Annotated in this window: 16 protein-coding genes and 1 pseudogene; 8 read left to right on the top strand and 9 right to left on the bottom strand. The window is 67.9% G+C overall.

The genetic code is table 11. The annotated features are described in order from the left end of the window. The first annotated feature begins 209 nt into the window (after positions 1 to 209). The gene (locus GC106_RS23920; RefSeq protein WP_173134804.1) at positions 210 to 1880 is read left to right on the top strand and encodes a flavin monoamine oxidase family protein; all 1671 of its coding nucleotides are present in this window, start codon (positions 210 to 212) and stop codon (positions 1878 to 1880) included. A 45-nt stretch (positions 1881 to 1925) separates the two neighbouring features. Here GC106_RS23920 and GC106_RS23915 read toward each other — a convergent pair whose 3' ends face one another. Then, positions 1926 to 2711 (bottom strand): carbon-nitrogen hydrolase family protein, encoded by a 786-nt coding sequence (locus tag GC106_RS23915; protein ID WP_173134801.1) that lies wholly within the window; start codon positions 2709 to 2711, stop codon positions 1926 to 1928. A 228-nt stretch (positions 2712 to 2939) separates the two neighbouring features. Here GC106_RS23915 and GC106_RS23910 point away from each other — a divergent pair, with 228 nt between their 5' ends. Then, positions 2940 to 4349 carry a class I adenylate-forming enzyme family protein gene (locus tag GC106_RS23910; protein ID WP_173134798.1) on the top strand — a complete coding sequence of 470 codons (1410 nt, stop codon included), beginning with the start codon at positions 2940 to 2942 and terminating at the stop codon, positions 4347 to 4349. A gap of 59 nt (positions 4350 to 4408) precedes the next feature. Here GC106_RS23910 and GC106_RS23905 read toward each other — a convergent pair whose 3' ends face one another. Further along, positions 4409 to 5065 carry a helix-turn-helix transcriptional regulator gene (locus tag GC106_RS23905; protein ID WP_312872808.1) on the bottom strand — a complete coding sequence of 219 codons (657 nt, stop codon included), beginning with the start codon at positions 5063 to 5065 and terminating at the stop codon, positions 4409 to 4411. A gap of 773 nt (positions 5066 to 5838) precedes the next feature. Here GC106_RS23905 and GC106_RS49415 point away from each other — a divergent pair. Next, the gene (locus tag GC106_RS49415) at positions 5839 to 8097 is read left to right on the top strand and encodes an ATP-binding protein (protein ID WP_173134792.1); all 2259 of its coding nucleotides are present in this window, start codon (positions 5839 to 5841) and stop codon (positions 8095 to 8097) included. A gap of 30 nt (positions 8098 to 8127) precedes the next feature. On the opposite strand, the pseudogene GC106_RS23895 reads toward GC106_RS49415, so the two are convergent. Together GC106_RS23895 and GC106_RS49410 are read right to left on the bottom strand one after the other, a co-directional pair. Continuing rightward, positions 8128 to 8388: pseudogene (locus GC106_RS23895) on the bottom strand (response regulator); the annotation flags it as partial. Further along, positions 8315 to 9565, bottom strand: coding sequence for a sensor histidine kinase (locus GC106_RS49410; RefSeq protein WP_312872807.1), 1251 nt, complete (start codon positions 9563 to 9565; stop codon positions 8315 to 8317). The gene GC106_RS49410 and the pseudogene GC106_RS23895, both read right to left, overlap by 74 nt. A 92-nt stretch (positions 9566 to 9657) precedes the next feature. Between GC106_RS49410 and GC106_RS23885 the strand changes: the two genes are divergently transcribed. Both GC106_RS23885 and GC106_RS23880 read left to right on the top strand, forming a co-directional pair. Next, entirely contained in the window at positions 9658 to 10203 is a 546-nt protein-coding gene (locus tag GC106_RS23885; protein WP_173134783.1) for a hypothetical protein, read from the top strand. Between the two features lie 188 nt (positions 10204 to 10391). Beyond that, the gene (locus GC106_RS23880) at positions 10392 to 10652 is read left to right on the top strand and encodes a hypothetical protein (RefSeq protein ID WP_173134780.1); all 261 of its coding nucleotides are present in this window, start codon (positions 10392 to 10394) and stop codon (positions 10650 to 10652) included. Between the two features lie 125 nt (positions 10653 to 10777). Here GC106_RS23880 and GC106_RS23875 read toward each other — a convergent pair whose 3' ends face one another. Both GC106_RS23875 and GC106_RS48905 read right to left on the bottom strand, forming a co-directional pair. Further along, on the bottom strand, positions 10778 to 11176 hold the full coding sequence (locus tag GC106_RS23875) for a hypothetical protein (protein WP_173134777.1): 399 nt from the start codon (positions 11174 to 11176) through the stop codon (positions 10778 to 10780). A 16-nt stretch (positions 11177 to 11192) separates the two neighbouring features. Next, positions 11193 to 11327, bottom strand: coding sequence for a hypothetical protein (locus tag GC106_RS48905; protein ID WP_281368589.1), 135 nt, complete (start codon positions 11325 to 11327; stop codon positions 11193 to 11195). 197 nt (positions 11328 to 11524) lie between these two features. On the opposite strand from GC106_RS48905, the gene GC106_RS23870 reads away from it, so the two are divergent. Continuing rightward, positions 11525 to 15181, top strand: a complete 3657-nt coding sequence (locus GC106_RS23870) for a WD40 repeat domain-containing protein (RefSeq protein ID WP_173134775.1) — start codon at positions 11525 to 11527, stop codon at positions 15179 to 15181. Between the two features lie 116 nt (positions 15182 to 15297). On the opposite strand, the gene GC106_RS23865 is transcribed toward GC106_RS23870, so the two are convergent. From GC106_RS23865 to GC106_RS23855, 3 genes are all read right to left on the bottom strand, one after another. Continuing rightward, entirely contained in the window at positions 15298 to 16125 is an 828-nt protein-coding gene (locus GC106_RS23865) for an SAM-dependent methyltransferase (protein ID WP_173134772.1), read from the bottom strand. Between the two features lie 76 nt (positions 16126 to 16201). Next, positions 16202 to 16747, bottom strand: a complete 546-nt coding sequence (locus GC106_RS23860) for a GNAT family N-acetyltransferase (RefSeq protein WP_173134769.1) — start codon at positions 16745 to 16747, stop codon at positions 16202 to 16204. A 72-nt stretch (positions 16748 to 16819) separates the two neighbouring features. Further along, positions 16820 to 17389: a lipoprotein gene (locus GC106_RS23855; RefSeq protein WP_217280862.1), complete on the bottom strand. Its 570-nt coding sequence runs from the start codon at positions 17387 to 17389 to the stop codon at positions 16820 to 16822. 160 nt (positions 17390 to 17549) lie between these two features. Here GC106_RS23855 and GC106_RS23850 point away from each other — a divergent pair, with 160 nt between their 5' ends. Together GC106_RS23850 and GC106_RS23845 are read left to right on the top strand one after the other, a co-directional pair. Next, positions 17550 to 19139, top strand: coding sequence for an ABC transporter substrate-binding protein (locus tag GC106_RS23850; RefSeq protein WP_173134766.1), 1590 nt, complete (start codon positions 17550 to 17552; stop codon positions 19137 to 19139). Then, positions 19136 to 20113, top strand: a complete 978-nt coding sequence (locus GC106_RS23845) for an ABC transporter permease (RefSeq protein ID WP_173134763.1) — start codon at positions 19136 to 19138, stop codon at positions 20111 to 20113. The genes GC106_RS23850 and GC106_RS23845 overlap by 4 nt, the downstream gene beginning before the upstream one ends. Positions 20114 to 20116 lie beyond the last annotated feature (3 nt).

Raw genomic sequence — 20116 nt, 5'->3', positions numbered from 1 at the left:
CGGGACGAGGATTTCACCCGCTACCGGTGGACCGGCTTGCGGCCTATGTTTTGATCACCGTGTCGTTTTTCCCATGAACCAGGACGGTTCCTGGCACGGGAACGCGTGGTGCCATGCGGTGCGAATGCGTTGTCTCACGCCTCGCCGTCGACCACCACGACTGGAAAAGCAATCGCTGAGGTCCGACGAAATCGCTGAGGTCCGACATTATGGGCTCACCCACGACAAGTACCGACCAACATCCGATACCGACAACGGCGGCGTTGTCCCCGGATTTCCCGTTCGCCTACGGCGACTGGCTGAACCACCGGGCCGGGCTGGGCTCGGTCCCGGCACACCGGCACGGCACCGAGGTGGCCGTCATCGGCGGGGGCATCTCGGGGCTGGTGACCGCCTACGAACTGATGAAACTCGGCCTGCGGCCGGTCGTGTACGAAGCGGAGCAGCAACTCGGCGGCCGCATGCGGACGGTCGGGTTCGAGGGCCATCCCGAACCGAGGGCCGAACTGGGCTCGATGCGCTTCTCGGCTTCGGAGGTGCTGTTCCATTACGTGGACAAGCTCGGCCTGCGGGCCGAGCCGTTCCCCAACCCGCTGTCGCCCGCCACGCCCATGACGGTGGTCAACCTGCGCGGTGAGACCCACTGGGCGCGCACCGCCGAAGACCTGCCCATGCCGTTCCAGCAGGTCTCCGACGCATGGGCGAAAGCGCTGCACGAGAAAGCGGACCTGTCGGTGATGGCCGGCGCGATGGCCCGCCGCGACATTCCCATGATCAAAGCCATGTGGAACCGCACCGTGCGCGAGCTGGAAAGCCAGTCCTTCTACGCCTTCCTGGCCACCACGGCGGCGTTCTCCTCCTTCGAGCAGCGGGAGATCTTCGGCCAGGTGGGCTTCGGGTGCGGCGGGTGGGACACCGACTTCCCCAACTCCGTGCTCGACGTCCTGCGGGTCATCTACACCGAGGCGGGCGACAAGCAGTACCGCATCATCGGTGGCAGTCAGCAGATCCCGGCGGGGCTTTGGACGCATCAACCGGAGCAGCCCGTGCACTGGCCGCAGGGCACCTCGTTGGCTTCGCTGCACGGCGGCCGGCCGATGCCCGGGGTGAACCGGATCAGCCGCCGCGGCCACGAGTACCTGATCGAGGACTTCTCGGGCCGGGTACGCGCGTACCCGGCGGCGGTCTTCACCGCGCAGAGCTGGATTCTGCTGTCCCGTGTCGAATGCGACGCCGATCTGCTGCCGCCGGAGGCGTGGATCGCGGTCGAGCGGACCCACTACATGGGTTCGTCGAAACTGTTCGTGCTCACCGACCGGCCGTTCTGGCGTGATCGTGATCCGAGGACCGGCCGGGAGATCATGGGCATGACACTCACCGACCGGCTGCCACGCGGCGTCTACCTGTTCGACGACGGGCCGGACAAGCCCGGGGTGATGTGCCTGTCGTACACGTGGAACGACGACTCGATGAAGGTCGCCACGCTCACCGCCGAGGAGCGGCTGGAGGTGGTTCTGGCGTCCCTGCGCCAGATCTATCCCGACGTGGACATCCGCTCGCACATCATCGCACCGCCTGTGGCCGTCACCTGGGAGACCGAGCCGCACTTCATGGGCGCGTTCAAGTCCAACCTCCCGGGGCAGTACCGCTATCAACGCACCCTGTTCACCCACTTCATGCAGGACGGGTTCGCCGACGAGCACCAAGGCTTCTTCATGGCGGGCGACGACATCTCGTGGCTCGGCGGTTTCGCGGAGAACGCCGTGGCCACGGCGTTGAACGCGGTCTGGGGCGTGGTGCACCACCTCGGCGGTGCCACCCACCCGAGCAATCCCGGTCCCGGCGACGTCTTCGACGAACTGGCCCCGATCGAGATCTGACCCCCGCGCCCGGTGGGTCCCGAGCCGGACCCACCCGGCACGGGGTCAGTACAGCTCAGGGCGCCGGTCGGCCAGATAGGCCGTCTCGGCGCGGGCTTCGGCGATCAACGGCAGGCGCAGGTCGGCCACCAGGAGACCGTCCGCGGTCCCGGCGTCCAGTGCGGCCACGGTCCGGCCGTCAGGTCCGACGACCTTGGTCAGCCCGCAGTACTCCAGCTCGCGCTCCCGGCCGGTCCAGTTGGTGTAGGCGATGAACAGCTGACTTTCGAAGGCACGGGCAGGCACCAGCGTCTCGGCGACGAAACTCCACGGGGCCATCAGGGCGGTCGGTACCACCAGCAGCTCGGTTCCGCGCAGCGCGTGCGCCCGGACCAGTTCCGGGAACTCCACGTCGTAGCAGATGACCAGGCCGATCGTCACACCGTCGACGTCGGCCTGGACCACCCCGATCTCCCCGGCGGCGAAGCTCGACCGGTCGATGTCGCCGAACAGGTGAGTCTTGCGATAGGTGGCCAGCCCGGTTCCGTCGGCGCCGACGATCCGCACCGAGTTGTAGACCCGGTCCCCGTCAGCCTCCGGCCAGCCGTACACGATGGCGATACCGCACTCGGCGGCGATCCGCCCGACGCTGTCGGCCATCGGCCCGTTTTCCGGTTCGGCCAGTTCCCGCAACCGCCGCCGGCCGACGTGGTAGCCGGACAGCGACATCTCCGGCGTCACCATCATGCGCGCTCCGGCGGCCGCGGCTTCGCGGGCACGTACGTGCAGGCCGTCCAGCGCGGCGGCGACGTCACAAACGCGTGCCTGAGCCTGCCAGCAGGCGATTCTCATCAGTGAATTCCCTTCCGACCGCACACCTGACCGCACGTTATCAGCCACCGGCAAAACGGTCCCTGGAATTACCGGACGGTGACCCGGCCATGGAATCGCGCCGCTGTCTGCGATCCCGAATCCCTCATAACCTGAATCCGCACCGTTGACCGATCCGCCCGCCCGCGCGCCGGTAGTGCCTTTCCCGACGGGTGCGAACCCGGTCCCACCGGAAGGAGTTCGACACTGATGTCCGCAAAAATGTTCGGGGTCGATTCGGTACTCACGTCGACCGAATTCGAGCAGAATTCGCTGCGGATCGCGGGAGTGCTGTCCGGTCACGGCGTCCGGCTCGGCGATCGGGTGCTGCTCAAGGCGGACAACTCGATCACCTACGTGTCCACGCTGTACGCGTTGATGCACGTAGGCGCCTCCGTCGTCCTGGTGGACCACCAGGAGAAACCGGCACAGACCCGGCAGATCCGCGAGCAGGCCAGGGTGAAGTTCGTGATCGCGGACGACGACGCCCCCGTCGAGCCCGGCGAACCGGTGCTGCCGCTGTACGCGTTGAACGTGGCCGCGGCAGGGCATCCGCCAGCAGCGCCGCGGCTCGACTTCTCCGCCTGGAGCGACCTGCCCGACAGCCTGATCATGTGGTCGTCCGGTTCGACCGGAGTCCCGAAGGGCGTGGTGAAAAACGGCGGCCGGTTCCTGCAGAACCTGCGGCGCAACGCCGACCTCGTCGGCCACGAAGCCGACGACGTGCTGCTGCCGCTGTTGCCGTTCAACCACCAGTACGGCCTGTCCATGGTCCTGATCTCATGGCTGGTCGGCTGTTCGCTGGTGATCGCGCCGTACCGGCGGGTGGACCGCGCACTGCGGATGGCCGGGGTGAGCGGCGCGACCGTCGTGGACGCGACGCCTTCGACGTACCGCAGCATCCTCAACATCGTGAGCAAACGCCGTGAGGCCGTGCACGACTTCGGCCAGGTGCGGATGCTGTGCAGCGGTGCCGCGCCACTGGACCCGGGCCTCGTCCAATCCGCTGTCGACGTGTTCGGCATGCCGTTGCTGGACAGCTACGGCAGCACCGAGATGGGCAACGTGGCTTTCGCGACGATCGACAACCCGGTCGGTGCCGGTCAGACGGTGGACGGACTCAAGATCCGCATCACCGACGACGACGGTGTCGAGCTCGGTGCCGGCCAGGTAGGCGAGATCGAGGTGCTGGACCCCGATCTGATGGAGGGCTACCTCAACGCCGACGGCGACCTCGATCCCGTGGACCGCGGCTGGTACAAGACCAACGACTTCGGCTACCTCGACGCGGCGAGCAACCTGTTCATCGTCGGGCGCAAGATGGCGGTGCACCGCAACGGGCACACGCTGCACCCGGAGATCATCGAGCACGAGCTCGCCGCGAACGGGTGCGTGGCCAAGATCGTCGCGCTGCCGTCGGAACGCCGGGGTTCGACGCTCGTTTTCTTCGTCGAAGACGAACAGCAGCGCGGCCACGACCACTGGCGCGACCGGATCTGCTCGGCGCTTCCGGTCTTCCAACAACCGAACCGGGTGGTGGTGCTGGAACGCTTCCCGCTCAACCGCAACGGCAAATGCGATCGCAAGCAGCTCGAAGCCCTGGCCGCCGACCAAGGCTGAACGCACCCTCGCGACCGGGCAGGACCAGGGGTCCTGCCCGGTCCGCTGTGCCGGCCGGATCACGGGTCGGCTGATCTGACGTACTCGGGTTCGACCTTGGGTGGCCATACGCTGGTGGCCAGCAGGCCCAAGGAGTAGGCGCGGGAGACCAGCGCGGTGCGGTTGGGGGCGTCGAGTTTGCGGAGCATGGCCTTGACGTGGTACTCGACGCCGGGGCGGCTCAGGTAGAGCGTGGCGGCGGTCTCGGCCGAGGACATGCCCGCGGCGATACATTCCAGGATCCGGGCTTCCAGCTCACTGAGCACCCAGTGGCCACGCCAGGTCCGCGGTTCACGGGGAGCGGACCGGCCGACCGGCGCGGGGTGCAGCACCAGGACCACATGACCTACGCGGCCGGGATGGGCCGGGACTCTGGTCGCGATGAGGACCGCCGGGACCGGGTCGCTGTCGGGCCGGGCGGCCAGCACGGACTCGCAGACGCTGGTCAGCGCGCCCGTGGCCAGCCGGGCGAGCCGGCGGCCCAGGCGCGGGTGCGCGCTGCTGTGCACGACGTGCAGGATCTCGCGTCCCCGCAGGGTCGCGGCACGCCAGCCGAACCCGTGTTCGAAATTGGCGTTGACGTCACGTATCCGCAGCGATCCGTCGAGGACGATCACACATAAACCAGAATCGTCCAACAAGGACCGGAACTCCCACGGTTCCGCAGTGCGATCCACTGCCGTCCCACTGGCCGGCCGCTCGCCCGGATCACTCCGATCGGGAGCAGAAAAGGACACAGAACCCCCTATTTGTCAGCCCCAGTCTTATCGTGGTGTCCGCATCCGGCCGCCAGCGCGGCCGAACACCACCTGAAGCGAGAAACACGAACGCCCGACGCAGCGCTGAAAATGCCCCAAGAAATACCGCGCCTATGCCGGTCGAGCGTGTTCTCCAGCCGGGCACACCGGACCATGGAACCCCAGCGTCACCATGATCACCGCAGGTCTTCCAATGTCCAAAGAGGACTACTAAGGTCGCCCCGTGACATACCCGACGGCCGGTCTACGTGTTGACAAAAGACCGCCGATCAGCCGAAAGATCGAACCACACTCGTGAAGACAAACTCCTCGCCTTTGATCACACATACGCCGGACCACTTCCCTGGCACGTGCCGATTCCCCGGTCGAACACATACTTCACAGTCCATCAACAATCCCGGTATGACACTCCGTGAGGATACAAACACTTCACCAGCGAATCAACCTAAAACCACAAGCCCGGACATCTCAAGCTTGACACCCTCCGGACGATTCGGTAACAGGCGCCCTTCATGGTGACCAAATCGACGAGCACAGCTAGGCCCTTTCCCGTATGGATGGCGCCGGGCGCCTGACGGCCGGACATCAGAACGTGACCACACGCTCACCCAACCGACATGACGCCTGGACGACCAGGCAGAACAGGGAGGCAGTTTTGCCCTCACCCGGTTCTGCCGGTTGAATGAGCGTCGGTGGACAGAACAGACGAAAAGGCATCGGCCCTCGGCAGACTCCTGCTCCGGCACCGTCTCGGGGCGGGCCTGACCCAGGAAGACCTGGCAGCGGCGTCGGGAGTCAGCGTGCGAGCGCTGCGGGACCTGGAGCGTGGGCACGCACAAGCCGCCCAGCGGCGCTCGGCGGAGGCGCTGGCGGACGCCCTGCGACTGACAGGCAGTGAGCGGCAGGTTTTCCTCACCGTCGCCCAGGACAGCAGGCGCCGCACATCGAGACCCACGGCGGTAACGGCACTGTGCGCGTTACCGCCGGAAATCCCGGACTTGCTGGGCCGCGAGCGGGAGCTGGCGCAAATTCGCCACGAGGCGGCCGCGGGCGGAACGGTGGTCGTGATCGGGCATCCCGGGATCGGCAAGACCGCGCTGGCGGTGTCGGCGGCGCACCAGTTACGGCCGGAGTTCCCGGACGGCTGCTTCGCCGTGGACCTGCGCGGCATGGACGATCAGCCGATCGCCGCCCGCGTCGCGCTCGACCGGCTGCTGCGCGCGCTGGGCGTGCCCACGCCCGAGGCCCCGATGTCGGAGACCGAGCAGTCCAACCTGCTGCGGATGCGGCTCGACGGCCGCCGAGTGCTGGTGTTGCTGGACAACGCCGCGAACGAGGAGCAGGTCCGTCCGTTGCTGACGACCGTCCCGGGCTGCCTGACGCTGGTGACCTGCCGCCGGACGCTCGCCGGCCTTGAGGCGGCCCGCTGGGTGTGGCTGGACCCGTTGACCGAGCGGGACGCCGTCGATCTGCTGGCGACGATCGCGGGGCGGGACCGGGTAGCCGCCGAACCGGCCGTGGCCGCGGAACTGGTGTCGCTGTGCGGACGTCTCCCGCTGGCGCTGCGGATCGCGGGCAACCGGCTGGCCACCCGCCCGAACTGGACGCTGGCGTATCTGACCGCGCAACTGCGTGACGAGCGCACCAGGCTCAGTTCGTTGTCCGCAGGTGATCTGCAGGTGCGCTCGGCGTTCGAGATTTCCTACCGTCGCCTGTCCGCGGCCGCGCAACTGGTGTTCCGGCGGCTGAGCGTCATCCCCGGTGCGGACTTCGACGCCGAGCTCGCCGAGCTGGCGACCGGCGTCACCGAGCTGGACACACGCGTCACTCTCGACGTCCTGGTGGACGCCAACCTGCTCCAGGCCTCCCCGTCCCCGGGCCGGTTCCAGTTCCACGACCTGATCCGGCTCTTCGCGGGCGAGCGGATGTCCGACGAGGAAGAACCCGCGGAACGGGAACGACTGACCCACGCCGTGCTCGGCCATCTGCTCGGCACCGCCAGTGCCGCGGCGCGGGTGTTCTATCCGGACGCGCTGGAAACTGGCGAATTCTCGTCCCGCGACGCGGCGGCCGGATGGCTGGAACGAGAGCAGTCGAACTGGATGGCGGCACAGCGCGAGGCCGCGCGGCTCGGCCGGCATGACGACGTGCTCGAGCTGGCCAAAGCGATGCACTGGTACTCCGACAACTGGTCGATGCGCAATCCCTGGGACGAGGTCTTCCGGCTTGGTGTCGAGGCCGCCCGCGCGCTCGGCACCCGGCCGGACGAGGCGAAACTGCTCAACTTCCTCGGGTGGGCCCAGGTGTACTGCATGGGCGACTACGAGACCGGATACGCCACACATCAGCGGGCGCTGGCGGTCGCGACCGAGGCGGACGACCGGCTCGAACAGGCGTGGGCCCACGCGTATCTGGGCGCGGCGCTGATGCACATGGGCCGGCCTGCCGAGGCTCTCGAGTACGCGCGGCAGTCCTGTGACCTGGCCGGCGAATTCGGCTTCTGGTCGATGCGACTCTCGTTGCGCAACCGGCTGGGCCGGGTCCTGCAGGCGTTGGGGCGCCATGACGAAGCATTGTCCGTACACAATGATCTCCTCGCCGAGGCGGACAGGCACCGGGACGACGCCACTGCCGAGACGCGGTTGTGGATGACCGCGATGGTGCTGTTGGAAGTCGGCCACTGCCTGTCGGGACTGAAACAGTGGCGGCAAGCGGCGGAGACGTTCGGCCGTGCCCGGGAGGCGTTCGCCGCCAGCAACCTTTCGGGCATCGAAGGCGAAGCCGCCCAGTACGAAGGAACGGCGTGGCGCGAGGCCGGTGAGTACGAACTGGCGCGTGAACGCCTCCAGCAGGCCCTGCTGGCCCTGTCCGGCGCCGCCGCGGATTCGCGGCGCCGGCAGATCCTCGCCGAGCTGGCTCAGCTGCCCGAAAACGGTTCAGCAGGACCTTGAGCCGGGGACTCGGTCAGTGGCCCAGGTCCCGTGGACGTACACGTCCGCGTCGAAGGTCGTCAGCACCAGAACACCGCAGATGCCGTCACGGACGAGTACGCGACTGGCATCGACGCCGGCCATGCGCACGTCCATCAGGACGACATCGGGTTTGAGGATTCGTGCCATTCGCACAGCCTCGGCGCCGTCGCCTGCTTCGCCGACGACCTCGACACCGTCAGCCCCGGTCAGGACCCGCACCAGTCCGGCGCGGTTCGCCGTGTGATCGTCCGCGACCAGTACCCGAATCAACTCGCCACTCCTCCATGGGTTGTCCTAGGGGCAACACCGCTCGCACCCGCCAGCCGCCGGACCACGGGCCCGCCTGGAAATCCCCGCCAACGGCGTGTGCTCGCTCCCGCATGCTGACCAGGCCGGTGCCGGCACCGGCACCGGGAGGCCCGGTCAGGTCGTTGGTCACCTCGACAATCAGATGCGTGTCCTCGACACGCACCTCGACCGCGGCGCTGCCGCCGGACGCGTGCTTCAACGCGTTGGTCAGTGCCTCCTGGACGATCCGGTACGCGGCAAGGTCCACGGCCACCGGAAGATCACCGAACGCGCGCCGGATCTCCAGAACCAGCCCGCCCGCCCGCGCCGAGTCGACCAGCCTGTCCAGTTCGGCCAGCGTGGCCGGAGCTGTGCGGGGGCTCTTCTCGCCGTTGTCCGCCTGCAGCACGTCGATCATCGCCCGCATCTCCGCGAGCGACTGGATGCTGTTCTCACGCACGGACTTCAGCACTGTCCGGACCAGCTGGGGATCACGGTCGGCCACTGACAGCAGTGCCTCGGCCTGGATCGCGATCGCCGAAAGGTGCCCGGCGACCACGTCGTGCAGGTCGCGCGCCATCCAGGCACGCTCGTCGGCGACCGCGGTGCGCCGGTCCAGTTCCGCGATCCGGTGCAGCTGACGAGAACTCGCCCGTTCGGCCTCGAGGATCTCGTCGTGCTGGCGGATGTTGAACGACCACCAGACCGGCACGATCAACAGGCTGAAGACGTTGAGCACGGTGAAGAACCCGTGCCGCCAGTCCCCCGTCACACCGACGTCCGCCACGCCGACGGTGAGGACCGTGACGATCGCGCCTGCCAGAATGAACCGGCTCCCCCGCCGCGTTGTGCTCAACGTCGCGTTGACCAACAGGTAAACGAACACGATGATCACTGGTATGGGGAGGCCGTAGCTGAGGTTGCCGAGCAGGATGCCGGTCGCGATGGCCAGCATCACCAACGGTGCCCTGCGCCGGAGCATCTGCGCGACACAGAGCACCGCCGACTGCGTGATCAGCAACCCCAGCGGCAGTTGTTCCTGCGGCACCAAGGCATACAGATCTGTGGCGTAGAGAACAAGCGCGACAGCGAAGAAGACGAGGGCGATGACCACGTCCCACCAACCACTTCGCCGGTAGCGCGTGACCGCCTCACTCACGAACACAACACCGATCAAAGCATGGTTGCCGTCGTCGCACCGTCGTACGAAGGGATGACGATTTTCCGGCCGTGCTCGCACAAACTGGGAACATGCTTATGGTGACGGTGATCCTCGCGTGTGAGATCGGGTTCTGGGTGGTGCTCGGCGCCGGCCTGGTCGCCAGATATCTGTTGCGTTGGCGGCGAACCAGCACGGTGCTGCTGATCTGCGTACCACTGGTGGACGTGGTTCTGCTCGCGGCGACGGTCGTCGACCTCAGGCAAGGCGGATCGGCGTCGACCGTGCACGGGCTGGCCGCTGTGTACCTTGGCGTCAGTGTCGCGTTTGGACACAGCATGATGCGCTGGGCGGACCAGCGGTTCGCGCACAGGTTCGCCGACGGGCCACCGCCGGTGAAGCCACCGAAGGCAGGTTCGGTCCGGGTTCGTTACGAGTGGCGTGAGTGGGGCAAGTTCATGCTGGCGCACGCGATCGCCTGCGGCGTGATGGCCTTCCTGATCTTCGTGGTCAGCACCCCGGAGCACACCGTGGCGCTCTGGCGGGAAACCATCCCGACAATGTCCATTGTGGCCGCTGTGTGGCTGCTCTGGCCGCTGTCCCAGACGTTCAAGAAGTCCCGTCCCGCCTCCGGCTGAGCACCATCTCGTGCCCAAGCAGGCCTGCGTCTTCGGCCGACGCCGGCCTGCTTGGGCACTGTGCGGACGCCACGGCCGGCACCACCTGGGCTGAACCCGCGATGTGGATCTGTGTGTCACATGACGCAGATCAAATCCTCCGCGTGCGGTCTCATGATCAGTGATGACTTCACGAGGAGGTGTACATCATGGACCCGTACGCTCCCGCACCGGACCCGCGAGGATGGCGGCGCGGCTACCTCGCCGCGTGTGTGGCCGTCCCGTTCACGTTGATGCAGATCTGGGCGATGGCCATCGTGCTGACCACCGCCCACTTCGACGGGCCCACCGCGATCGCGATCCCGCTGGCGCTCAGTGGCACGATGGTCGCCGTCCTGACCGGATGGCGCTGGGTCTGGCGGCTCGGACGCAAGACAACCGGGCGACGGCGTCCGGCGCTGATCACCTGACCTACGGGGCGTCACCAGGCCCGCCTGGGTCAGTCCAGCGATGAGTACCCGAGCGCCAGAGCAGACTTCGCGGGGCTCCGCGCCACGGGCGCGGAGCCCTCTGTCATGGCGTCGCCGGTCAGTGTTCAGCAGTCAAGGCGGACGGTTTCGTCGAACAGGTTGGAGAATTTGTACCAGGCGCCGCCCGACCAGTCCGGCGCCCAGTCGCGGACGCCCTTGCACCCGGTGGGGATGTACACGCCGTCGGTGTCCTTGAAATACTTCGTCGACGTTTCACCGGGCCGCAGGAACGCACCGGAAGCGTTCTCCGGGGGCCAGTTGTCGATGATCCATAAATCACCGTCGGACGAGCCCGAGTTCTTGATTCTGCCGCAGAACACCAACGTGCACGTTCCCAGTGGCTGCACGGTGTCCGTCGCCGGTGCCGCCGATGCCTGCGTCGGGGACGCGCCGACGGTCGCGGGAACAGCGACCGCGACGACGGCCGCGAACCTCGCCAGCCTGCGTTTGAATACTGTGATCATTTCCCCTCCGAAACAGTCAGAGTCCGGGCCGCTGCACGTTCCCGGCTTTGCCCGGCGCCTGGTCAGTGATCTCCATGTATCGCGCGCTCCAGGCAGTGTTGTGCGGCCCGTCCTGGAATCCCTTGATCTTCACCGCCCGGCGAGCTTTCACGTGACAGGTCCGCCCCGGACATTCGTGTAACTGGGTCCTGCCGATTCGAGATATAGCATCGCGACGTTTGTTCAGTACCGTTCGCGCTGCTGAACAAACAAAGATCCGGGCCACTGGGGGCAGGGATGGGCAGGCGTGAGCGTCCACTTGATCCAGATGCGGGTTCGTTACAGCGTTTCGCGTTCGAGCTGCGACAGTTGCGGTTAAGGGCGGGACAGCCCGGCTATCGGGAGTTGTCCAGACGCGCGCACTATTCGGCGACGGCGTTGGCCGAGGCGGCGGGCGGGCAGACGTTGCCGTCGTTGACCGTCACGTTGGCGTACGTGCAGGCGTGCGGCGGCGACCCCCAGGTATGGGAGACGCGTTATCGGGCGCTTGCCGAGGAGTTGACGCCGGACCGCCCGGCTTCGGACGGCCCCTCGCCTTACCTCGGATTGGCCGCGTTTCAGCCCGACGACGCCGATCGCTACTTCGGTCGCGACAGTCTGGTCGAGCACCTTGTCCACCAGGTCACCCGCACGCCGGTCGTCACGGTGTTCGGAGCCTCAGGTAGCGGGAAATCCTCGTTGATCCGCGCGGGGCTCATTCCCGCGACCCGCTCGCACCCCGCGTTTTCCGGACACCAATGGTCCTGCGTTCTGGTGACGCCCACTGGTCAGCCGCTGCGGGAGCTCGCCCGAGCCGTCGCGGAGCTGTGCGGCGGTGAACCAGACCGCGGCGAACCCGGCTGGCTCGACCGGGCGCTGCGCCACGCCGACCCCACCGGCGGCACCCGGGTCCTGCTGCTGGTCGACCAGTTCGAGGAGTTGTTCACGCTGTGCCCGGACGCGGCGGAACGGGCCGAGTTCGTCGACGTCCTGCTGGACGCCGCCCAAGGCCCGGGCCGGGTGGCCCAGGTCGTCCTGGGTGTCCGCGCCGACTTCTACGGGCACTGTGCGACCCATCCCGGCCTGCTGGAGGTGCTCCGGCAGGGTGCCCAGGTGCTCGTCGGCCCGATGACCCGGGACGAGCTGCGGTCCGCGATCACCCAGCCGGCGGCGATGGCCGGGCTGACCGTCGAGCGGGAACTCGTCGCGACCATGATCGCCGACATCACCGACGAACCCGGCGGGCTGCCGCTGTTGTCGCACGCGCTGCTGGAAACCTGGCGTCACCGGCGCAACAACACCATGACCCGTGCGGGCTACCAGGTGTGTGGCGGCGTGCACGGCGCTCTCGCCCAGACTGCCGAGTGCCTGTACGCCGACTTCGATGCCGCGGAACAGGAAGTGGCCCGTCAGGTTTTCGTGCGACTGATCGCGCTCGGCGACGGCATCGGCGACACCCGGCGCCGTGTGCGCCACGGCGAACTGGCCACTGTCGGCGACCCGGCCATCGTGAGCCGGGTGCTGGACAAGCTCGCCGCCGCCCGGCTCGTCGTCATCGGCACCGACAGCGTCGAGGTCGCACACGAGGCGCTGATCCGCGCCTGGCCCCGGCTGAGTCGCTGGCTCACCGACGACCGCGAAAGTGTGCTGCTTCATCGCAGGATCACCGACGCGACCCAGGTCTGGCAGTCCTCCGGACGCGACCCCGAGTTGCTCTACCGGGCAACCCAGCTCGACCAGGTGATTGCGTGGGCCGGCCCGACGCATCGAGCGGCCAGTCTCAACGCCGACGAACGTGAGTTCCTCGACGCCGCGATCCAGTTGCGGGACAAGCAGGCCCGATTACGCAAACGGCGCACGCTTCGCCTGCGGGTGGCCACCGCGGCGGTAGTGGCGCTGCTTGCCACCGCCTCCGTGATCACTTTGCAGCAGCGCTCTGACGCGCGTGACCAACACCGGGTGGCGGTCGCGCGTCAACTTGTCGCTGAGGCCACCGCGCTACGCGAGACCGATCCCTTGCGTGCCGCCCAGTTCAGCCTCGCCGCGTGGCGGATAGCGCCGGAGGTTCCGGCCAGTCGTGACAGCCTGATCAGCACCCAGGCATACCCGCTGCCCACCCGGCTGCGCGGTCACACGGGCGAGGTGCGCGACGTGGCGTACAGCCAGGACGGCCGCATCCTGGCCACCTCGGCAGGAGACGCGACCGTGCGCCTGTGGGACGTGGCGACCCGGACCCCGATCGGCGCCCCCTTGACCGGGCACACCGGGATAGTGAACGGTCTGGCGTTCAGTCCTAATGGGACAATCCTGGCGACCGCGTCCTACGACCGGACCGTACGGCTGTGGGACGTCGCGCGCCGCCAACCGATCGGTGAGCCCATGACCGGGCACACGAGCACCGTCACCGGCATCGCGTTCAGCACCAACGGACGCCTGCTCGTCACCGGTGGCGCCGACGGCACCGTGCGGACCTGGGACGCCGTCACCCGGACCGCGGCCGGCGAGCCGATGGTCGGTCACACCGGTCCGATCACCGGGATAGCCCTCAGCATCGACGGCGTCACAGCGGCCACATCGAGCAACGACAAGACAGTGCGCCTATGGAACCTGGCGACCCGAGCCCCGGCCGGAGCCCCGTTGACCGGCCATACCAACGTCACCAACGGTGTCGCGTTCAGCCGGGACGGGAGACTCCTCGCCTCAACCAGCGCGGACAAGACAGTGCGCCTATGGGACGTGGCGACCCGAACGCCAGTGGGAGCCCCGTTGACCGGGCACACCAACGTCACCTACGGCGTGGCGTTCAGCGCGGACGGCCGCACGCTGGCCTCCAGCAGCTGGGACAAGACGGTGCGGATCTGGGACATCACCAGCGGACGGCAGCAAGGCTCCGCACTCACCGGATCGACGAGCAGCGTCCTCAACATCACGTTCAGCCCCGACGGCTCCGCGCTCGCAGGCGGCGACTCGGACGGTACGACACTGATCTGGTCACTGCGGGGAACCCTCATGCCCGCGCACACCGACGCTGTCTACGCCATGACGGTGAGTCCTGACGGCCGTCTCCTGGGCACCGCCGCCGATGACCGGACGGCGCGGTTGTGGGCGACCACCACACGGGAACCACTCGAAGCGCCCCTCAGCGGACACACCGCCGAAGTCCGTGCGATGGCGTTCAGCCCGCAGGGCGGGATACTGGCGACGGGCAGCTGGGACGGAACACTGCGGCTGTGGGACACCGTGAGCCACGCACCGATTGGGACGCCGCTCACCGGGCATGTCGACTGGGTCCGCGGCCTGACGTTCAGCCCCGACGGACGCCTGGTGGCCACCGCGGGCATGGACATGACCGTCCGGTTGTGGGACGTAGCCACTCGCTTGCCCTCCGGGGCGCCGCTCACCGGGCATACGAATTCCGTGACCGGGATAGCGTTCAGCCCCGACGGCCGCACCCTCGCCACCGGCGCCAACGACAAGACGGTCCGCCTATGGGACGTAACGACTCGGGCCCCGATCGGGGAACCGTTGGCAGGCCACACCAGCGTGGTGCGCGACGTCGTGTTCAGCCCTGACGGAACACTGCTGGCCAGCGCGGGCGACGACAAGACCATCCGCCTGTGGGACGTCGCCGGCCGCAAACTGATCGCCACGCTGACAGGCCACACGGGCGAAGTCCTCAAACTGGCCTTCTCCCCGGACGGACACGAACTGGCCAGCACATCGTTGGACAAAACGGTCCGGCTGTGGAACACGGCCACCCGATCGACGACGACGATCCTCAGCGCGGGCACCGGCCTCGCAGGCGTCGCCTATACCCCGAACGGCCTGATGACCGGCGGGGTCACCGGAAACGTCCTGCTGTGGACCACCGACCCGGCGCGGGTAGCCGACCAGGTGTGTGCGGCCATCGGCGCCGACCTGTCCGACCAGGAATGGCAGAGATACGTGCCCACGTGGCCGAAACCGGCGATCTGCGCCACGAAATGACCGGCCGAGGACAACGTCTCCGTGCGCCTGGCCACTGCCGGCTACCTCGATCGAGCGAGCCACTCAACGCCGACAGGCGCCGATCCGTTTGAGCGACCGGAAATCCGGGATACCGACTATTCCATTGTGGACTTTTGGACCTGGGCAGGCTTGCGGCCCACGCCGGCATAGACGCCCTCGACCGGGTCGATCTGCACGCCTATCTCCGGATGCCACTTCGGCGCACTGACCACGCCCGGCTCCACCAGGTCGAACCCGTCGAACAGGGCGGCGACCTCGTCGTACGGGCGGAAGTACATCGGGTCCCGGCTGTTCTTCATCGCCTCGACGACTCCCGCCATCTGGTCCGGCGCGTGATCCGCGGTGAGGTGGGACAACGCGAACAGGCTGCCCGGCGCCAAGTGCTCGCGGTAGCGCGCGATGATCGCGGACGGGTTGCGTTCGTCGGCCACGAAGTGGAACACCGCCACCATCAGCAAGCCGAGCGGCCGGTCGAAGTCCAGCAGCCGGCGCAGCTCAGGAGCGGCAAGAACCTCGTCCGGGACACACAGATCAGCGCGCACGATGGTGGCGTTGTCGTTGGCGCCCAGCATGAGCTCGCTGTGCGACACGGCGACCTCGTCGTAGTCGACGTACACCACACGAGCGTCCGGGTTGACCTTCTGCGCGACCTCATGGACGTTGCCCACCGTCGGGATGCCGGAGCCCAGGTCGAGGAACTGCGTGATGCCCTGGCCGATCATGTAGCGCACCGCGCGTCCCATGAACGCCCGGTTCGACGCGGCGATCAGCCTGCCGTCGGGCTGCACGGCGAGCACCTTCTCGCCGACCATCCGGTCGACGGCGAAGTTGTGCCCGCCGCCCAACAGGAAGTCATAAACCCGTGCCGCACTCGGCAGTCGGTCGTCAACACTTTCAGGGACCCATCCGGACTGCTCGGTCACGCCGAGGATGATCTCATGGGCGCCAACCCCCAAACATCCCACGTGCGATCGAGCACCAACGCCCCCTCGTGAGTGTTTATCCGTGTTCTAACCCTGATAAACACTCACGAGGGGGAGGGGTGGGGTTTGTGGCGCCTAGGTTGCGCTGGTACCACGTGCCTGGCTTGCCGCCGAGGTGGGACGGGTCGGCCGCGCCGACGGCGACGAACCCGGCTTTCATCAGCACCTTCTGGGATGCGACGTTCTGGCGGGCGGCGGCCGCCCGCAGTACGCGCAGTCCGTACTGGGCGGACGCCAACCGGCACAGTTCCCGAACGGTCGCGGTGGCCACGCCACGGCCGGTAACGTGCTGCGCGACCCGGTAGCCGAGTTGTGCGGTGTGGTCTTCGATGTCGACCAGGTTGAACCTGCCGAGTACCGAGCCGTCTTCGGCGACGAGCACGTGGAAAGCGCAGATGCCGGCATCCTGCTCGGCCAGCAACGCGGTGAACCGGTCGGTGAACTGTTCGAAGAAGTCATCGCCGCGATCGGGGACGGACGCGGCGAAGTAGGCGCGGTTCGCCAGCTCGAAGGCGAGGACCGCCGGGGCATGACCGGCATGCAGCCGCTTCAGCTCGGGCACCGCCCGACCCTACCCAGGCAGTACGCCGAGGCCACCTGATTTTCCGCCGCCGGCCAACCCCCAAGGCGGTCGTCAGCGAAGTGCGACGGTCTTCCGCACGAGCTGGTAGCTCGACAGCATGCTGTCGTGCTCGGCGTCGTCGATGCCGCCGAGATGCACTACGACTGCCGTGGTGCCGGGCCGCAACGCGAACGCACGTTCCCGCTTGCTCGTGCCGCTGGTCGGCCTGTTGACGTACTCGACCTCCACGCCGTCCACTCCGCCGACCTTGATGGCCGTGTACGCCTCCTGCGCGTCCCCTTCGCCCTTGCCTTTGTAGTCCTGCACGAAGGCCTTCAACGCCGACTCAGCGGTGCCCTTCGTCTCACCGGTGAACACCCGGATGAAGCCGATCATGCCCGCGGGTTTGGCGTCGATCTCACAGGCCAGTGTCACTTCCCCCATCCGGAAGTCGTCGCCGGGCACGGCCTCCGCCTGCCAGCCCTTCGGCAGGTCGAACGTGACCGGCAACGGGCACGCCGAGCCGTCCGCGCCGATCGAGCCGTCACCGGCACTCACTTCAGGGTCCGGCTTCGTCTCCGTGCTGTCGCAACCGGCCAGCAACGCGGCGGTCAGCAGCGCCGTCCCCCACAACCTGATCATGCGCATGTTTCCCCCGTCAGCGACGATCCGGACAGCACGGTAACAGACCGCGTTCGGGCCGTCCGACGAGAGCGAAGGCGATATCTGGTTCGCGCGCACGAAGACAGCCGGGACCGGCAGGGGCAGGCTCCCCACGAGGGGAAACGCCCTTGGAGGCCAGATGAGATCGGTCCTGAGAATCGCGGTGGCGGGCACGGCGGCGCTGAGCCTCGCGGCCTGCGGCGGCACCGGCGGCGACGCCGGGAGCCAGAACCTGGTCAACGGCAAGACGTTCACCATGGTCCTGCCCGGTGACCCGGGCAACCTCGACCCGCACTTCACCTCTCTCTCGGTGACCATGCAGGTCGACCGGTTCCTGTACGACTCACTGGTCGCCTTCGACAAGGACGGCACCAGCGTTCCCAACCTCGCCGAGAAGTGGGAGGCGACCACCACCACGGCGAAGTTCACCCTGCGCAAGGGAATCACGTGCTCCGACGGCAGCCCGCTGACCGCGGCCACGGTGGCCGCGAACATCAACTTCGTCGGCGATCCGAAGAACTCGTCCAGCCGGATCGGCGTCTACGTCCCGCCCGGCGCGACCGCCACCGCCGATGACGCCGCCGGGACGGTGACGGTCACCTCGCCGGTGCCGAACTCGTTCCTCGACCGCGCGGTCGGCGCGCTGCACATCGTGTGCGACAAGGGAATGAAGGACCGCGACCTGCTCAAACAGGGTGCCAGCGGCACCGGCATGTTCACCGTGACCGAGGTCGTCCCCGCTGACCACTACACGCTCGAACGGCGCAAGGACTACGCGTGGGGTCCCGGCGACTGGAAGGCCGACCAACAGGGCCTGCCGGACAAGGTGACCCTGCGCATCGTCGCCAACGAGAGCACCGCGGTGAACCTGCTGGTGTCCGGCGAGGCCAACGCCGCCGGGGTGATCGGGCCGGACCAGCAACGCCTGCAGGCGCAGAAAGCGGTGCAGCGGGACGTGATGGCGATGTTCGGCGAACTGTGGTTCAACCAGAAACCCGGTCTGCCGGGCGCGGACGCCGCGGTCCGCCGAGGACTGACACAGGCGCTCGACCTCGGCCAGCTCACGCAGGTGCTGACCAGCGGGACCGGCCAGCTCGCCAAAGGCCTTGTCGCACCGGGCATGACGCCGTGCGATCCGGACACCATCAGCGGCAGGCTGCCCGCGCACGACCTGGCGGCCGCGAAGACCACGCTCGACACGGCCGGCTGGCGAGCCGGATCGGACGGCATTCGCGTCAAGGACGGCAAACGGCTGGCGATCACCCTCTTCTACACCACCGAACTGGGCACGACCATGCAGGCCACAGCCGAGCTGATGCAGAAGTTCTGGCAGGAGGCCGGTGTCGAGGTGTCGATGAAGGGCGGCACGCACGCCGAGCTCAGCCAGGTGATCGTCGCGGGCCAGGGCTCGTGGGACGCGGGCATCGTCCCGTTGAACGTCTCGAGTCCCGGTGCGATCGTCCCGTTCGTCTCCGGGCCGACGCCGCCGAACGGCACCAACTTCGCCGGTATCCAGAACTCGAAGTACGCCGCGTTGGTGCAGGAGGCGTCCGTGATCGCGGGCACGGCGGGCTGCGGCAAGTGGGCCGAGGCCGAGCGGGCGCTCGCCGAGAACGTCGACGTCGTGCCGTTCGCCAACGCCAACCGTCCCATCTTCGGCAAGGGCGCGACCTTCGAGCTCACCGAAGGCAGCCTCGCACCCGGCACGATCCGGATGCTCGGCGCATGACGGCGGCCATCAGCCGAACACACTGGGACAGTCCCTGGCTCGGGTTCGCGGTCCGCCGGGCCGGCCGGCTGCTGGTCTCCCTGTGGGTCCTGATCACGGCCGCGTTCCTGATGATCCACGTGATCCCGGGTGATCCCGTCCGGGCGGCGCTCGGGCCGTCGGCCTCGGTGCAGCTGGTCGAGGCACGACGGGCCGCGCTGGGGCTCAACGACCCGTTGTGGTTGCAGTACCTGAACTATCTCGGCGATCTGCTCACCTTGGACATGCGCAGTTCGATGGTGTCCGGATTGCCGGTGGCACAGGTGATCGGCGACCGGTTGCCGGCGACGCTGGAGCTGGCCGGCTACGCGGCCGCGCTGGCGTTCGCCGTGGCGATCCCGCTCGGCGCGGGGATGGCGGTGCTCACGCGGGGTGGGCGCCGCCGCCCCGCCGAGCTCGGGTTCACCGCGACCAGCGCCGTGCTGGCCGTCGTCCCGGAGTTCCTGCTCGCGGTCGGCCTGATCTACGTGTTCGGTGTGCGGCTGGCCTGGCTGCCGGTCGCGGGCCGGGACGGTTTCGACTCGTACATCCTGCCGGTGCTGGCCCTCATGATCGCGCCGGGCGCGGTGCTGGCCCGCATCATGCGCGTGGAGATGCTCGCCGTGTTCGAGGCCGACCACGTCCGCACGGCCAGGGCGAAACGACTGCCGCAGTGGCTGATCACCTTGCGGCACGTGCTGCCCAACGCGTTGACGGCCACCGTCACCGTCGGCGGGCTGCTGCTCGGCGCCCTGGTCGCCGGGACGGTGCTGGTGGAGAACGTGTTCGCCTGGCCGGGCCTGGGCAGCACGATCGTCCAGTCGATCCTGGCCAAGGACTACCCGGTGGTGCAGGGCGTCGTACTCGTCTACGGCCTCGGCGTGCTGCTGATCAACCTGGCGGTCGACGTCCTGCTCGCCGTGCTGGATCCGCGTTCGACGATCAGGGAGAGCTGACCG

Origin of the sequence: Kibdelosporangium persicum, assembly GCF_013280595.1 — a bacterium.
Lineage (GTDB): Bacteria > Actinomycetota > Actinomycetes > Mycobacteriales > Pseudonocardiaceae > Kibdelosporangium > Kibdelosporangium persicum.
The sequence above is the reverse complement of the archived record's forward strand: the minus strand, read 5'-3'. Positions and strand labels throughout refer to the sequence as shown.

Coding starts and splice junctions, on each gene's coding strand:
- GC106_RS23920 (WP_173134804.1), top strand. CDS start 210: ATGGGCTCACCCACGACAAGTACCGACCAACATCCGATACCGACAACG.
- GC106_RS23915 (WP_173134801.1), bottom strand. CDS start 2,711: ATGAGAATCGCCTGCTGGCAGGCTCAGGCACGCGTTTGTGACGTCGCC.
- GC106_RS23910 (WP_173134798.1), top strand. CDS start 2,940: ATGTCCGCAAAAATGTTCGGGGTCGATTCGGTACTCACGTCGACCGAA.
- GC106_RS23885 (WP_173134783.1), top strand. CDS start 9,658: ATGCTTATGGTGACGGTGATCCTCGCGTGTGAGATCGGGTTCTGGGTG.
- GC106_RS23880 (WP_173134780.1), top strand. CDS start 10,392: ATGGACCCGTACGCTCCCGCACCGGACCCGCGAGGATGGCGGCGCGGC.
- GC106_RS23875 (WP_173134777.1), bottom strand. CDS start 11,176: ATGATCACAGTATTCAAACGCAGGCTGGCGAGGTTCGCGGCCGTCGTC.
- GC106_RS23855 (WP_217280862.1), bottom strand. CDS start 17,389: ATGATCAGGTTGTGGGGGACGGCGCTGCTGACCGCCGCGTTGCTGGCC.
- GC106_RS23850 (WP_173134766.1), top strand. CDS start 17,550: ATGAGATCGGTCCTGAGAATCGCGGTGGCGGGCACGGCGGCGCTGAGC.
- GC106_RS23845 (WP_173134763.1), top strand. CDS start 19,136: ATGACGGCGGCCATCAGCCGAACACACTGGGACAGTCCCTGGCTCGGG.